A 13264-nucleotide genomic window follows, 5' to 3' on the forward strand; every position below is an offset into this window, starting at 1 on the left:
CGCAGAAAACTTTGACTTAGCGCAACGCAGCAACTTTTAGCCTGTGCACGGGATGCAAAACTTTTCTTTGCGTCTACGCTGGCAATTGAACCAATGAAATCAATGGGTTCTGTCACTTTTCCTGTATCACCGAGGTGCTCATGAGTGAGGCGTTTCTCCCCTTCTCACGTCCGAGTATGGGCGAAGAAGAAATAGCGGCTGTTGAAAAAGTCCTGCGTTCGGGCTGGATCACGACCGGGCCGCAGAACCAAGCCCTGGAAGAGCAGTTCGCGCAGTACGTCGGTTGCCGCCATGCGGTAGCCTTGTCATCGGCCACTGGCGGTATGCATATTGCCTTGCTGGCACTGGGTATCGGCCCCGGGGATGAAGTCATCACCCCATCGCAGACCTGGGTGTCCACGGCCAACATGATCTCGCTGCTCGGCGCCACACCGGTGTTTGTCGATGTTGATCGGGACACCCTGATGACCGACGCGGCACGCATCGAAGCCGCCATCACACCGCGGACCAAGGCCATCATTCCGGTGCACTATGCCGGCGCTGCCTTTGACCTCGACCCGTTGTACGCCCTTGCCGACAAGCACGGCATCGCCGTCATCGAAGACGCCGCCCATGCCGCCGGCACCCGCTACAAGGGCCGCCACATAGGGGCTCGAGGTACGGCGATCTTCTCGTTCCATGCGATCAAGAACATGACCTGCGCCGAAGGTGCGATGTTCGTCAGCGACGACGAAGCCCTGGCCAGCCGCGTGCGCATGCTCAAATTCCATGGCCTGGGTGTCGATGCCTATGACCGCATGACCCACGGTCGCAAGCCCCAGGCCCAGGTCATCGAGCCCGGCTTCAAGTACAACCTCGCCGACATCAACGCCGCCATCGCCCTGGTGCAACTGGAGCGTCTGGATGCGATCAACGCCCGCCGTACCGAGCTGGCCGCGCGCTACCAGCAACGCCTGGCAGGCCTGCCGGTGCAGCCCCTGGCCGTGCCGGACTACCCACAGCAGCACGCCTGGCACCTGTACATCCTGCGCATCGACAGCGAACGCTGCGGCCTGGACCGCGAAGCCTTCATGAAAGGCCTGCAGGAGCGCGGCATCGGCACCGGCATCCACTTCATCGCGACCCACCTGCACACCTGGTACCGCCAGCGTGATCCGCAGCTGTCGCTGCCGAACACCGAATGGAACTCAGCGCGGCTGTGCTCCATTCCGTTGTTCCCCGACATGACCAACCAGGACCTCGACCGCGTCGTCACCGCCATAGAACAGCTTGTGGGAAATCGCTCGTGAGACCTTACCCGATCCATTGCGTGTCCATCGTCATCCCGGTCTACAACGAGCAGGAAAGCCTGCCCGAGCTGCTGCGTCGTACTGGCGCAGCCTGCGAGCAACTGCGCCACCCCTATGAAATCGTGCTGGTCGACGACGGCAGCCGCGACGACTCCGCGCACATCCTGGAGGCCGCCGCCCAAGCCGAGAACAGCCCGTTCGTCGCGGTCATCCTCAACCGCAACTACGGCCAGCACGCAGCGATCATGGCCGGTTTCGAGCAGTGCAAGGGCGACGTGGTCATTACCCTCGACGCCGACCTACAGAACCCGCCGGAAGAAATCCCGCGGCTGGTTGCCGAAGCCGAACGTGGCTTCGACGTGGTCGGCACGGTACGCAGCAACCGCCAGGACTCGGCCCTGCGCCGCTGGCCGTCGAAGGTGATCAACTACGCAGTCAAGCGCTCCACCGGTGTCGCCATGAGCGACTACGGCTGCATGCTGCGTGCCTACCGGCGCACGGTGATCGACGCGATGCTCGCCTGCCGCGAGCGCAGCACGTTCATCCCGATCCTGGCCAACAGCTTCGCCCGCCACACCACCGAGATCCTGGTGACCCACGCCGAGCGAGAGCACGGCGATTCGAAATACAGCCCGATGCGCCTGATCAGCCTGATGTTCGACCTGATCACCTGCATGACCACCACGCCATTGCGCCTGCTGAGCATCGTCGGTTTCAGCATGGCCGCACTCGGCGTGCTGTTCGCCTTCGGGCTGGTCGTGCTGCGCCTGGCGTTTGGCCCGGGCTGGGCCGGCAACGGCCTGTTCGTGCTGTTCGCCGTCTTGTTCGTGTTCACCGGTGGCCAGTTCATCGGCATGGGCCTGCTCGGCGAGTACCTGGGGCGCATGTACAGCGATGTGCGCGCCCGCCCGCGGTTCTTCATCGAAAGAGTGCTGCGCAGCGGCCCCCCGCCTGCACCTGCAGCAAGCGTCACCGTTGATGGTTTCAATTCCTCTACTTCTGGTCAGGTTCACTCATGAGTGCAAAAACGGTTGTCTTCGCGTACCACGATATCGGCTGCGCCGGCATTGAAGCCCTGCTCGACAGCGGTTATGACATCGCAGCGGTGTTCACTCATGCCGACGATCCCAAGGAAAACACCTTCTACGCCTCGGTCGCACAGCTGTGCGCCCGCAAAGGCATCCCGGTGCATGCGCCGGAGGACGTCAACCACCCGCTGTGGGTCGAGCGCATCAGCCAGCTCGACCCCGACTACCTGTTCTCGTTCTACTACCGCAACCTGCTGAGCGAACCGCTGCTTGCCACCGGCCGCAACGGCGCGTTCTACCTGCACGGCTCGCTGCTGCCGCGCTACCGCGGCCGCGCACCGGCCAACTGGGTGCTGGTCAACGGTGAAACCGAAACCGGCGTGACCCTGCACCGCATGGTCAAGCGCGCCGATGCCGGCGCCATCGTCGCCCAGCTGCGTGTGGCCATCGAACGCAGCGACACCGCGCTGAGCCTGCACGGCAAGCTGCGCGCCGCCGCCGCCGACCTGCTGCGTGACACCTTGCCGAACCTGCGCCAGGGCAAGGTCAGCGAAACCCCACAGGATGAATCGAAGGCGACCGTGTTCGGCCGCCGTACCGCAGCCGATGGCCGCCTGGACTGGCAAGCGCCTGCCGAAACCCTGTTCAACCTGGTGCGCGCGGTGACCCAGCCCTACCCTGGCGCCTTCTGCCAGGTCGGCGAGCACAAGCTGATCGTCTGGAGCGCCGACGTCGTCAAGGGCAACGAAGGCCTGGCCCCAGGCCGGGTCATCAGCACCGACCCGCTGCGCATCGCCTGTGGCGAGGACTCGCTGATGATCAGCGCCGGCCAGCGCAACGACAACGGCCTGTACCTGAGCGGCCCGCAACTGGCCAACGAGCTGGGCCTGGTCGAAGGCTCGCTGCTGCGTGGCGCCGACGCCCGCCGCAGTGCGCGCCGCACCCGTGTATTGATCCTTGGCGTCAACGGTTTCATCGGCAACCACCTGTCCGAGCGCCTGCTCAGCGATGAGCGCTACGAAGTCTACGGCCTGGACATCGGCTCCGACGCCATCGAGCGCCTGCGCAGCCACCCCCGCTTCCACTTCGTCGAAGGCGACATCAGCATCCACTCCGAGTGGATCGAGTACCACATCAAGAAGTGCGGCGTGGTGCTGCCACTGGTGGCCATTGCCACGCCGATCGAGTACACCCGCAACCCATTGCGCGTGTTCGAGCTGGACTTCGAAGAAAACCTGCGCCTGGTGCGCTACTGCGTCAAGTACAACAAGCGCGTGATCTTCCCGTCGACCTCGGAAGTCTACGGCATGTGCCAGGACACGAACTTCGACGAAGACAGCTCCAACCTGGTGGTCGGGCCGATCAACAAGCAGCGCTGGATCTACTCGGTGTCCAAGCAGCTGCTCGACCGGGTCATCTGGGCTTATGGCCAGAAAGGCCTGAACTTCACGCTGTTCCGCCCATTCAACTGGATGGGCCCACGCCTGGACCGCCTGGACTCGGCGCGTATCGGCAGTTCCCGGGCCATCACCCAGCTGATCCTGAACCTGGTGGAAGGCACACCGATCCGCCTGTTCGACGGCGGCGCGCAGAAGCGTTGCTTCACCGACATCGCCGACGGCGTCGAGGCCCTGGCACGGATCATCGACAACGACAACGATGCCTGCAACGGCCAGATCATCAACATCGGCAACCCGGACAACGAAGCCAGCATCCGCCAGCTTGGCGAAGAACTGCTGCGCCAGTTCGAAGCCCACCCGCTGCGCAGCCACTTCCCGCCGTTCGCCGGCTTCCGCGACGTCGAGAGCAAGGCGTTCTATGGCGGCGGCTACCAGGACGTGTCCCACCGCAAGCCGAGCATCGCCAACGCCAAACGCCTGCTGAACTGGGAGCCGACCGTGGAGATGCGCGAAACCATCGGCAACACCCTGGACTTCTTCCTGCGTGAAGCGATGCGCGAGATCGAGGCCCGTCCGGCAGAAGAAGCACACTGATGCAGGCAGGGTTGCGCATCGATGTCGATACCTACCGCGGCACCCGCGAAGGTGTGCCGCGCCTGTTGGAGTTGCTCGACGAGGCGCAGGTCAAGGCGACGTTCTTCTTCAGTGTCGGGCCAGACAACATGGGGCGCCACTTGTGGCGCCTGATTCGCCCGCAGTTCCTGTGGAAGATGCTGCGCTCCAATGCCGCCGGGCTGTACGGCTGGGACATCCTCCTGGCCGGCACCGCCTGGCCCGGGAAACCGATTGGCCGCGACCTCGGGCACCTGATGCGTCAGGCCCGCGCCGCCGGCCACGAGGTCGGCCTGCATGCCTGGGATCACCACGGCTGGCAGGCCAATGCCGGGCGCTGGAGCATGGCGCAACTGACTGAGCAGATCCGTCGGGGCGTCGACACCCTCAGTGACATCCTCGGTGCACCGGTCGACTGCTCGGCAGTCGCCGGTTGGCGCGCCGACGAACGGGTGGTCGAGGCCAAGCAGGCCTTCGGTTTCCGCTACAACAGCGATTGCCGGGGTAGCAACCTGTTCCGCCCCCGGCTGGCTGACGGCTCGCCAGGGACGCCGCAGATTCCGGTGGACATGCCGACCTTCGACGAGGTCGTCGGCCCGCAAGTGGCTGCCGCGCACTTCAACGCATTCATGCTCGGGCAATTCCGCCCGCAGGCACTCAACGTCTACACCATCCATGCAGAGGTAGAAGGGATTCTGATGGCCCAGGACTTCCGTCAATTGCTGGCCGATGCACGCCAGCGCGAGATTGCGTTCAAACCGTTGGGCGAGTTGCTCCCCGCCTCGCTCGACACCCTGCCCGTTGCCCGTGTGCAACGCGGCACCCTGCAAGGCCGTGAGGGCTGGCTGGGAGTGCAAGGTTCATGAACAGACGCTGGACGCTACCGCTGCTGCTCGGCCTGTTCGTGCTGGCCTTCCTGCTGCCACTGGGCGGGCATGGCTTGTGGATCCCCGACGAAACCCGCTACGCCCAGGTCAGCCAGGAGATGCTGCTGACCGGCAACTGGGTCTCGCCGCACTTCATGGGGCTGCGCTACTTCGAAAAACCCGCCGCCGGCTACTGGATGATCGCCCTCAGCCAGGGGCTGTTCGGCCAGAACCTGTTCGGCGTGCGCTTTGCCTCGGCGCTGAGCGTCGGCCTGAGCCTGATCCTCTGCTACCTGGTGGCACGCCGCCTGTGGAATGACCCGCGCAAGAGCCTGATCTGCACCTTGGTCTACATGAGCTTCTGCGTCATGGTGGGCCAGGCCGTCTATGCCAACCTCGACCCGCAGTTCACCCTGTGGGTCAACCTCAGCCTGGTGGCCCTGTGGTTCGCCATCGACAGCCACGGCAAGGGCCAGCGCCTGGCAGCCTGGGCGGTACTGGGGCTGGCCTGCGCCATGGGCTTCATGACCAAGGGCTTTCTCGCCTGGCTGCTGCCGGTACTGATCGCGCTGCCGTGGATGCTCTGGCAGAAGCGCTGGCGTGAACTGCTGGTGTACGGGCCAGTGGCCGTGGTGGTGGCGATCGTCGTCAGCCTGCCCTGGGTGCTGGCAGTGCATGTGCAGGAACCCGACTACTGGCGGTTCTTCTTCTGGCATGAGCACATTCGCCGGTTTGCCGGTGACGATGCCCAGCACAGCGCGCCCTTTTGGTACTACCTGCCACTGCTGGTGGCTTACAGCCTGCCCTGGATCGCCCTCCTGCCACTGGCGCTGAAACAGGCCTGGCAGCGCCTTGCCCAGGCCAAGGTCGTGTTCCTGCTGCTGTGGCTGCTGATGCCATTGCTGTTCTTCAGCCTGAGCAAGGGCAAGTTGCCAACCTACATCTTCCCGTGCCTGCTGCCATTGGCCCTGCTGATCGGCCATGCAGTCGAAGACCGCCTGCGCCTGCATCAAGGTCGCGCGTTGCGCATCAACGGCTGGCTCAACGTGGTGATGGGCGCGCTTGCCCTGATCGCACTGGCCTGGCTGCAGTTGAAGAAGCCCGTGTACGGCCATGAGCCGACCGGCCTGCTGCTGATGTGCGTGGCACTGACCGGGTGGACACTCGCCAGCCTGGCCCAGGCCCTGTCGCCGGTGCGCCGTTGGGCCGCCCCGGTGCTCGGCAGCCTGTTGCTGATGGCCCTGCTGCCGGCGGCATTGCCCAAATCGGTGGAAGGCAACAAGATGCCCGACCAGTTCATTCTGCAGCACCTCGACGAACTGGCAGGTGCCACGCACCTGATGAGCAACGACCTCGGCGCCGCATCGGCACTGGCCTGGCGCCTAAAACAACCGAACGTGGCGTTCTACAACACCGTTGGCGAACTGAAGTACGGCCTGGCGACCCCGGAAGGCCAAGGTCGTCGGCTGAACGACAAGAACGTTCGCCAATGGGTCGATGATGCCCGCCGCAGTGGCACGGTCGCCGTGGTGATGCGGGTAAAGGGCGAGGATGAGCAGCGTGAACTGGCGCTGCTGCCCGACGATGGCACCCGTTATCACCAGGGCAAGATGGTGATCCTCATTCTCCACCGGGTATCGCCATGAGCTGGCTGCTGTTGGTCGCGGCCTGCCTGCTGACTTGCCTGGGCCAGGTGGCGCAGAAGTTCGCCGTGGAAGGCTGGCGCGGGCAAGCGGGGCCATGGACGGACAAGTTGCGTTCGCCCTGGCTGTGGCTGGCCCTCCTCGCACTTGGCAGTGGCTTGCTGGTGTGGCTGCTGGTACTGCAGCGCATGGAGGTGGGCGTCGCTTATCCGATGCTCAGCCTGAACTTCGTGGTGATCACCCTGATCGCCCGCTTCGGCTTCCATGAACCGGTCGATCGCCGTCACTGGCTGGGGGTGGCCCTGGTCATCGCCGGTGTCGCCCTGCTGGGGCAGCAAGCATGAACCAGCGCCTGGGTATCAGCTTTGCCCTGGGCAGCGTGCTGCTGGTCAGCACTGCCCAACTGGCCATGCGCTGGAGCATGACCCGCTTGCCGCAACCCGGCCAGTGGCTGACGGCACTGACCGGCCAGGGCGTGGATGCCGTTGCCGTGGCCGTGGTGCTGGCTGCGATCGCCGCCTATGGCCTGTCGATGCTCTGCTGGCTGCTGGCCCTGCGCGACCTGCCGTTGGGCCGCGCCTACTCGCTGCTCAGCCTCAGCTACGCCCTGGTTTACCTGTTGGCGGCCAGCCTGCCGCTGTTCGACGAGTCCTTCAGTTTGAGCAAATCGCTGGGCGTGGCACTGGTCATGCTCGGCGTCATTACGATCAACACGCGTCCGGCCCGTTCGCCCGCATTAAGGAGTGCTCCATGAAAATTACAGTGTTTGGTAGCGGGTACGTCGGCCTGGTGCAAGCCGCGGTACTGGCCGAGGTCGGCCATGATGTGGTGTGCATGGATATCGACGAGAAGAAGGTCGAGTTGCTGTGCCAAGGCCATGTCAGCATCTTCGAACCGGGCCTTTCCAGCCTGGTGCGCGAAGGCCTGGATGGCGGCCGCCTGCAGTTCACCACCGATGAAAAGCTTGCCGTCGAACATGGCCGGGTCGCCTTCATCGCCGTTGGCACCCCCTCCTGCCCGGATGGTTCGGCAGACCTCAAGTATGTGCTGTCGGTCGGCGATGCAGTCGCTCGCCATCGCCAACAGCCGCTGATCCTGGTCGAGAAGTCCACGGTGCCGGTCGGCACCGGTGACACCCTGCGGGCCCACATCAATACCGCGCTCGCGGGCCGTGAACTGCGCGTCGATATCGTCTCCAACCCGGAATTTCTCAAGGAAGGTTCGGCGGTTGCCGATTGCCGCCGGCCGGACCGTATCGTCATCGGGTGCGAGGGTGAAGACGTGCGCGATGTCATGCGCGACCTCTACGCCCCGTTCAACCGTAACCATGACCGCATCATGTTCATGGACCTGCGCAGCGCCGAGCTGACCAAGTACGCCGCCAACTGCATGCTCGCCACCAAGATCAGCTTCATCAACCAGATCGCCGAGCTGGCCGAGCACCTGGGCGCCGATATCGAATCGGTGCGCCAGGGCATCGGTGCCGATACCCGCATCGGCTACCATTTCATCTACCCAGGCTGCGGCTATGGCGGCTCATGCTTCCCCAAGGACATGCGTGCGCTGATCCACAGTGCCGAGCAGGTGCATTGCTCCAGCGACCTGCTGCAGGCGGTCGAAGCGATCAACGAACGCCAGAAGCACAAACTGTTCGAACGCATCAATGCGTTCTACAACGGCAACCTGGCCGGCAAGACCTTTGCCGTGTGGGGCCTGGCGTTCAAACCGAACACCGACGACATGCGCGATGCCCCCAGCCGCGTACTGCTTGAGTCGCTGTTTGCAGCCGGCGCCAGCGTGCGTGCCTTTGACCCCGAAGCCATGCAGGAAACCCAGCACCTATATCCGGATGAAGACAAACTGATGTTGATGGGCACCCCGGAATCGGTGCTGTACGGCGCCGATGCATTGATCATCTGTACCGAGTGGCAGCAGTTCAAGGCACCGGATTTCGACCTGATCCAGCAACGCCTGAAAGCTCCAGTGATTTTCGACGGGCGCAACCTTTATGATGCCGAGCGCCTGTCGCGTAAAGGGTTCAAATACTTCCCGATCGGCCGTGGCGACTCCTGCCAGTTGCCGGTCTCCCCGCAACTACCCCGCCAGGGTTCGAAAGCGGCGTGAAGGCACTGTCCGTCACCGTTCGCCGGCAGTCCCTGGTCGCGGGGCTGCTGGCACTGCTGCTGTTCTGCGCCGGGGTGTACGGGCAGGCGCCGATCGGTTTCGATTCGCGCTTCGTGCTGTTCGCCCAGGAGATGCTGCGCCATGGGCCAACGGTGTTCCCGACCACCTACGGGCAGCCCTATGCCGACTACACGTCGCTCTCGACCTTGTTCATCTGGCTGGCGTCACTGCCATTCGGGACGGTCAACGGTCTGAGCGCATGGTTGCCCAGTGCCATCGCTGGCGCGGTGATCGTGGCCCTGATGTACCGGCTACTGGCGCCGTTCTCGCTGCGCTGGGCGTGGAGCAGCACTGCCCTGCTGTTGTTGACGGCCACCTTCGTCAGCGAAGTCCGCGCGGTGTCACAGGACCTCATGCTGGCGGCCGTCGCCTTCAGCGTGTTCTACCTGGGTTACGCCCACGACCAGCGGGCTGCCGGGCGGCGCTGGCCGCTGGTGTTCGCCCTGTTGCTGTTGGGCTTTGGCATTCGCGGACCGATCGGCCTGGTAGTGCCGACCGGCATGCTGTGCAGCTATTACCTGCTGACCGGCCAATGGCGGAGGATGCTGCTGTTTGGTGTACTCGCCAGCCTGCTGCTGGTCGCCAGTGTCTGCCTGCTGCTGTGGCTGGCCAAGGCCAGCGGTGGCCAGGCGTTTCTGGATGACGTGATACGCATGCAGTTCCTGGGGCGTATGGACGGTAGCGAAGGTGCCAGTAGCCCGCTGTATTACTTCACCAGCGCGCTGGGCAACTATGCGCTGGCCTACCCTCTGGCATTGCTGGCCCTGGTTGCCGCCTGGCTGGGCCGTGCGCAGCTGCAGGGGCCGGCGTTGCGCCTGGTCGGTTATTGCGCGGCTGCTGCACTGCTGGTCATGCTCGGCCTGTCCATCCCGCTGGCCAAGAAGGCCCGCTACCTGCTGCCGATGCTGCCAATGGTGGCGATCATTGCCGCCTACCCGTTCCAGGTCGCACAGGGGCGGCTGTTCGCCTGGCTGCGCGGTGTGATTCAGGGGCTATGGCTGCTGATGCCGGGGCTGATGATGATTGCCTTGCTCATGGCTCAGCGCCGTTTTCCCGAGGAAACCGGCTCCATCACAGTGCTGATGGTGGTGCTGGCAGCGTTGCAGTTGTGGGCGCTGTCACGGCTGGTGCAGTCACGTTGGCGTGCCGAGGTGACTGCCGGCTGTGCGGTGATGGCGTTGTGGCTGGTGTATGTCGCGGTGTTCGAGCCGGTGGAGCGCCGCCTGTATGACACCCGCAGCTTTACCCAGGCCGTAGTCACCAAGGTCGCGCAGCAACCTGCCCCGCTGGTGCTGTACCGCCTGGGCCAGGATGCCAAGGCCATCAAGTTCATGGTCAACCTTGACTACGACCTGCGGCCGCAGTTCACCGAGACTCCCGAGCAGCTGCAGGCCGTGCAGGGTCCGGCGTGGCTGATGATGGATCGGCACGACTTCCAGGCCCTGCAAGGCACACCGATGCAGGCGCTGCAGCCGCAACTGAGCGGGCGCTTCGACAACAACGACTATGTGCTGGTGTATCTCGGGCGCTGAAGATCAGGATCTGCGTGCGCGCAGGCGCTCGTGATAGCGGCCGCCCAATGCGCCGCCCCAGGGCATGATCAGGCCGATCACCAGCAGCACGATCAACAACGTGACCCCCTCGAACGGGCTGAAGAATTCCAGCACCGCGCAGCCCAGGGTCAACAACAGCCCGACCACCGTCAAGGCATCCGGTTTGAGTACCGGGCAATCGCTGCTTGCCACCGAAGGATGCAGAAAGCCTACCAACCACAGGTAAAGCCAGCTCACTACAGAGGCAATGAACAACGCCAGAAACAATAAGTGATGACCAAACATCGATGTGTGCATGATGGGCAGCCCTGCTCAATATGCGTATTGCGTTAGCGCTGATTTAAGCCATTCAAAGTGAAAGTTCTGTCAAAAAAACCTGACCTTGTGACCTGGACTGCTTAAAATACCTTTTTCTATTCGGCGTCAAGGAACCTCACCATTGAAAGGCCCGCAGAATTCCTACAACCGGCTGTTTTCGCCTGCGCATCAGTTCATGGCGCACAAGCTGGCCAAGCGGAGCTGAGCGAACTGGGCTGGCTGGGGACATCGCCTCAGGCCTGAGACCTGCATAGCACCTGTGGGAGCGGCTTTAGTCGCGAAGAGGCCGGTACAGGCGCCAGACAAAGGCACAAGGCCACCTCGCACATCCGCCCTAATGCCCTGCCCGCTCCTCGGCGCTATAGTCCGGCCATTCAACACCCCCCCACGCCAAGGAAGCCCACCCTCATGAAACCCGCCAAGCTCCTGCTGAGCGCCGCCGTCCTGTTCACCGTCGCCGGTTGCCAGACCATCAAACCCTCCGAGCAGACCCTCAAGGAACGCGCCGAGTTCGCCCTCAATACTCCGGTCAGCAAGGTCGCCAACGTCCGTAGCGACAGCACCATCACCTACTACACCGCCACCACCGCAAAAGGCGAGTACAACTGCCAGATGCCCAGCGGCGCCATCGTTGCCGTGGGCAGCATGGGCCTGTATGAGCCCACCCCGTCCTGCCTGAAGGAAGGCCAGGCAATCATCCTGCAGTGATGCTGCCTCTGCCGTCGGCGCCGACCTCTGTTCCCGGCGCCGCCGGCACCTCGCGCAGTTCCCGCAGGGCTGCACGCAACTCCGTCGGGCGCACCGGCTTGGACAAGAGCGCGATATTGCGCCCCTGGACGATCGCCTGGATCTTCTCCAGGTCATGCCCGGTCATGATCAACGCCGGTACCTCCCAGCCCCGCTGTGCCCGCAAACGCTCGATGCAATCGACGCCGGTGGCCTCCTGGCCCAGGTCGTAGTCGGCAACGATCACGTCACATTCGCTGACCAGCCCCAAGGGGGAACCATGCGCTTCAACTTCGCAGCCCCAGCGCTGCAGCAACGCCGAGGTGGCGCGCAGGACGTTGTGATCGTCTTCCACCAGGCACACCTTCAGGCCGCCGAACATGGCGCCTTGCAACACCTGCTGTTCACTGCTCCGGGCGACCGGTTGCGCCGCCAGGCGCGGCAAGCCTTGCAGGCTCACCGCCGTACCGCGCCCCAGCTGCGAACGCAGCTGAACCTGCATGCCCATCAAATGCCCCAGGCGCTTGACGATCGAGAGGCCCAGGCCAACGCCTTCGACATCCTTGTCACGCACCTGACGTACCCGGTAGAACTCTTCAAAGACCAGACCCAGGTGCACCTGATCGATCCCGCGCCCCTGGTCATAGACCACGATGGCCAGCGCCTGGCCATGACGCCGCACGCCGATCAGCAGCGGCCGCTGGGCTGCGTACTTGAAGCTGTTGGACAGCACGTTCTGCACCATCGTCGCGAGCATGCCGCGGTCGGCGCGGGTCCAGTAGGCACATGGGCGCAAGCGCATCTCGACGCCAGCCCAGCGCGCCGCCTCGGCGTTCTGCCGCAGCAGTTCGGCGAGAAACTCGTGCAGGGCGAAGGCCTCGTACTTCGGTTGCACCCTGCCGTTGTCCAGCGTGTACAGGTCCAGGATCGAACGAAACAGCTGCGATACGTTGAGCAGCGAGCGGTCGATGCTGTCCACCAGGCGCCGTTCCTGCTCGGCCAGCGGCGCCTCGCGCAGGCAGGCGGTGAACAGGCCGATGGAGTGGATCGGCTGGCGCAAGTCATGGCTGGCCTGGGCCAGAAAACGCGACTTTTCCTGGGTGGCCGCCATCGCCAGTTCCGAGGCCTTGCGCGTGCGCTCAAGCAGCATGTGGGCGTAAAGCGGGATGACCGTACTGGTGGTGAGCAGCATCAGTACCATGAACGGGTTGGCCTGCCAGTAGGGGTTGAGCTGGTACACCGCGACCAGCGCTGTCAGCGCCAGTACCGTGGCAATGGCCAGGTAGCGGGTACCGAAGCGCATGCCGTTGCCGAGGTTGACCCAGACCATCACCGCGTACAGCGGCAACGCCGCTTCGCCGCCCAGCACCAGGCCGAAACAGGTGCCGGTGTAGTCATGCACGATGCCCAGCACCCGACGCCATGGGTAGTGTCCAGGCCAGCGGGCGATGGCCTGGCGCAGGCCGATCGACAGCAGGATGAAACTGATGATGTAGTAGATCACCGGCAGGTAGCTGGCGATCGATTCACCCGGCAGGAAACCCAGAACGGTAATGTAGACCAGCGCGCAACTGGCGACGATGACGCGCAGGTTGGCCTGGTCGAGCTCGTTGTTCTTGTTGTAGTCCATGGTAAACGTCCTTGT

General features: G+C 63.9%; 12 protein-coding genes. 10 read left to right on the forward strand and 2 right to left on the reverse strand.

Annotated elements, in window-relative coordinates; genetic code table 11:
- Positions 1-140: 140 nt before the first annotated feature.
- Genes arnB through ACTORR_RS00530 form a run of 9 tightly spaced genes read left to right on the forward strand, consistent with a single transcriptional unit; the run spans position 141 to position 10554 of the window.
- The gene (arnB, locus tag ACTORR_RS00490) at positions 141-1289 is read left to right on the forward strand and encodes a UDP-4-amino-4-deoxy-L-arabinose aminotransferase (RefSeq protein ID WP_441343417.1); all 1149 of its coding nucleotides are present in this window, start codon (positions 141-143) and stop codon (positions 1287-1289) included.
- Positions 1286-2308, forward strand: a complete 1023-nt coding sequence (gene arnC, locus ACTORR_RS00495) for an undecaprenyl-phosphate 4-deoxy-4-formamido-L-arabinose transferase (RefSeq protein WP_441343418.1) — start codon at positions 1286-1288, stop codon at positions 2306-2308. The genes arnB and arnC overlap by 4 nt, the downstream gene beginning before the upstream one ends.
- Positions 2305-4311: a bifunctional UDP-4-amino-4-deoxy-L-arabinose formyltransferase/UDP-glucuronic acid oxidase ArnA gene (gene arnA, locus ACTORR_RS00500; RefSeq protein WP_441343419.1), complete on the forward strand. Its 2007-nt coding sequence runs from the start codon at positions 2305-2307 to the stop codon at positions 4309-4311. The genes arnC and arnA overlap by 4 nt, the downstream gene beginning before the upstream one ends.
- Positions 4311-5195: a 4-deoxy-4-formamido-L-arabinose-phosphoundecaprenol deformylase gene (arnD, locus tag ACTORR_RS00505; RefSeq protein ID WP_054884485.1), complete on the forward strand. Its 885-nt coding sequence runs from the start codon at positions 4311-4313 to the stop codon at positions 5193-5195. Before arnA ends, arnD begins: the two co-directional genes overlap by 1 nt.
- Positions 5192-6841 (forward strand): lipid IV(A) 4-amino-4-deoxy-L-arabinosyltransferase, encoded by a 1650-nt coding sequence (gene arnT / locus ACTORR_RS00510; protein WP_441343420.1) that lies wholly within the window; start codon positions 5192-5194, stop codon positions 6839-6841. The genes arnD and arnT overlap by 4 nt, the downstream gene beginning before the upstream one ends.
- Positions 6838-7182, forward strand: coding sequence for a 4-amino-4-deoxy-L-arabinose-phosphoundecaprenol flippase subunit ArnE (gene arnE / locus ACTORR_RS00515; RefSeq protein WP_099814959.1), 345 nt, complete (start codon positions 6838-6840; stop codon positions 7180-7182). Before arnT ends, arnE begins: the two co-directional genes overlap by 4 nt.
- Positions 7179-7592 (forward strand): 4-amino-4-deoxy-L-arabinose-phosphoundecaprenol flippase subunit ArnF, encoded by a 414-nt coding sequence (gene arnF / locus ACTORR_RS00520; RefSeq protein WP_054884488.1) that lies wholly within the window; start codon positions 7179-7181, stop codon positions 7590-7592. The genes arnE and arnF overlap by 4 nt, the downstream gene beginning before the upstream one ends.
- Positions 7589-8962, forward strand: a complete 1374-nt coding sequence (locus ACTORR_RS00525) for a UDP-glucose dehydrogenase family protein (RefSeq protein WP_441343421.1) — start codon at positions 7589-7591, stop codon at positions 8960-8962. Before arnF ends, ACTORR_RS00525 begins: the two co-directional genes overlap by 4 nt.
- Positions 8959-10554 carry an ArnT family glycosyltransferase gene (locus ACTORR_RS00530; protein ID WP_441343422.1) on the forward strand — a complete coding sequence of 532 codons (1596 nt, stop codon included), beginning with the start codon at positions 8959-8961 and terminating at the stop codon, positions 10552-10554. The genes ACTORR_RS00525 and ACTORR_RS00530 overlap by 4 nt, the downstream gene beginning before the upstream one ends.
- Positions 10555-10557: 3 nt before the next feature.
- Here the strand turns inward: ACTORR_RS00530 and ACTORR_RS00535 are convergent, their stop codons facing one another.
- Positions 10558-10872 carry a hypothetical protein gene (locus tag ACTORR_RS00535; protein WP_099814957.1) on the reverse strand — a complete coding sequence of 105 codons (315 nt, stop codon included), beginning with the start codon at positions 10870-10872 and terminating at the stop codon, positions 10558-10560.
- A 429-nt stretch (positions 10873-11301) separates the two neighbouring features.
- Here ACTORR_RS00535 and ACTORR_RS00540 point away from each other — a divergent pair, with 429 nt between their 5' ends.
- Complete coding sequence (locus tag ACTORR_RS00540) at positions 11302-11601, forward strand: hypothetical protein (RefSeq protein ID WP_054884491.1); 300 nt, start codon at positions 11302-11304, stop codon at positions 11599-11601.
- Here the strand turns inward: ACTORR_RS00540 and ACTORR_RS00545 are convergent.
- Complete coding sequence (locus tag ACTORR_RS00545; protein WP_099814956.1) at positions 11588-13249, reverse strand: ATP-binding response regulator; 1662 nt, start codon at positions 13247-13249, stop codon at positions 11588-11590. The two genes, ACTORR_RS00540 and ACTORR_RS00545, sit on opposite strands and share 14 nt — an antisense overlap.
- Between the last annotated feature and the right edge of the window lie 15 nt (positions 13250-13264).

This window comes from Pseudomonas sp. SAR267 (assembly GCF_052077595.1).
GTDB lineage: Bacteria > Pseudomonadota > Gammaproteobacteria > Pseudomonadales > Pseudomonadaceae > Aquipseudomonas > Aquipseudomonas vlassakiae.

Coding starts and splice junctions, on each gene's coding strand:
- arnT (WP_441343420.1), top strand. CDS start 5,192: ATGAACAGACGCTGGACGCTACCGCTGCTGCTCGGCCTGTTCGTGCTG.
- arnA (WP_441343419.1), top strand. CDS start 2,305: ATGAGTGCAAAAACGGTTGTCTTCGCGTACCACGATATCGGCTGCGCC.
- arnD (WP_054884485.1), top strand. CDS start 4,311: ATGCAGGCAGGGTTGCGCATCGATGTCGATACCTACCGCGGCACCCGC.
- ACTORR_RS00540 (WP_054884491.1), top strand. CDS start 11,302: ATGAAACCCGCCAAGCTCCTGCTGAGCGCCGCCGTCCTGTTCACCGTC.
- ACTORR_RS00545 (WP_099814956.1), bottom strand. CDS start 13,249: ATGGACTACAACAAGAACAACGAGCTCGACCAGGCCAACCTGCGCGTC.
- arnF (WP_054884488.1), top strand. CDS start 7,179: ATGAACCAGCGCCTGGGTATCAGCTTTGCCCTGGGCAGCGTGCTGCTG.
- arnB (WP_441343417.1), top strand. CDS start 141: ATGAGTGAGGCGTTTCTCCCCTTCTCACGTCCGAGTATGGGCGAAGAA.
- arnE (WP_099814959.1), top strand. CDS start 6,838: ATGAGCTGGCTGCTGTTGGTCGCGGCCTGCCTGCTGACTTGCCTGGGC.
- ACTORR_RS00535 (WP_099814957.1), bottom strand. CDS start 10,872: ATGCACACATCGATGTTTGGTCATCACTTATTGTTTCTGGCGTTGTTC.
- ACTORR_RS00525 (WP_441343421.1), top strand. CDS start 7,589: ATGAAAATTACAGTGTTTGGTAGCGGGTACGTCGGCCTGGTGCAAGCC.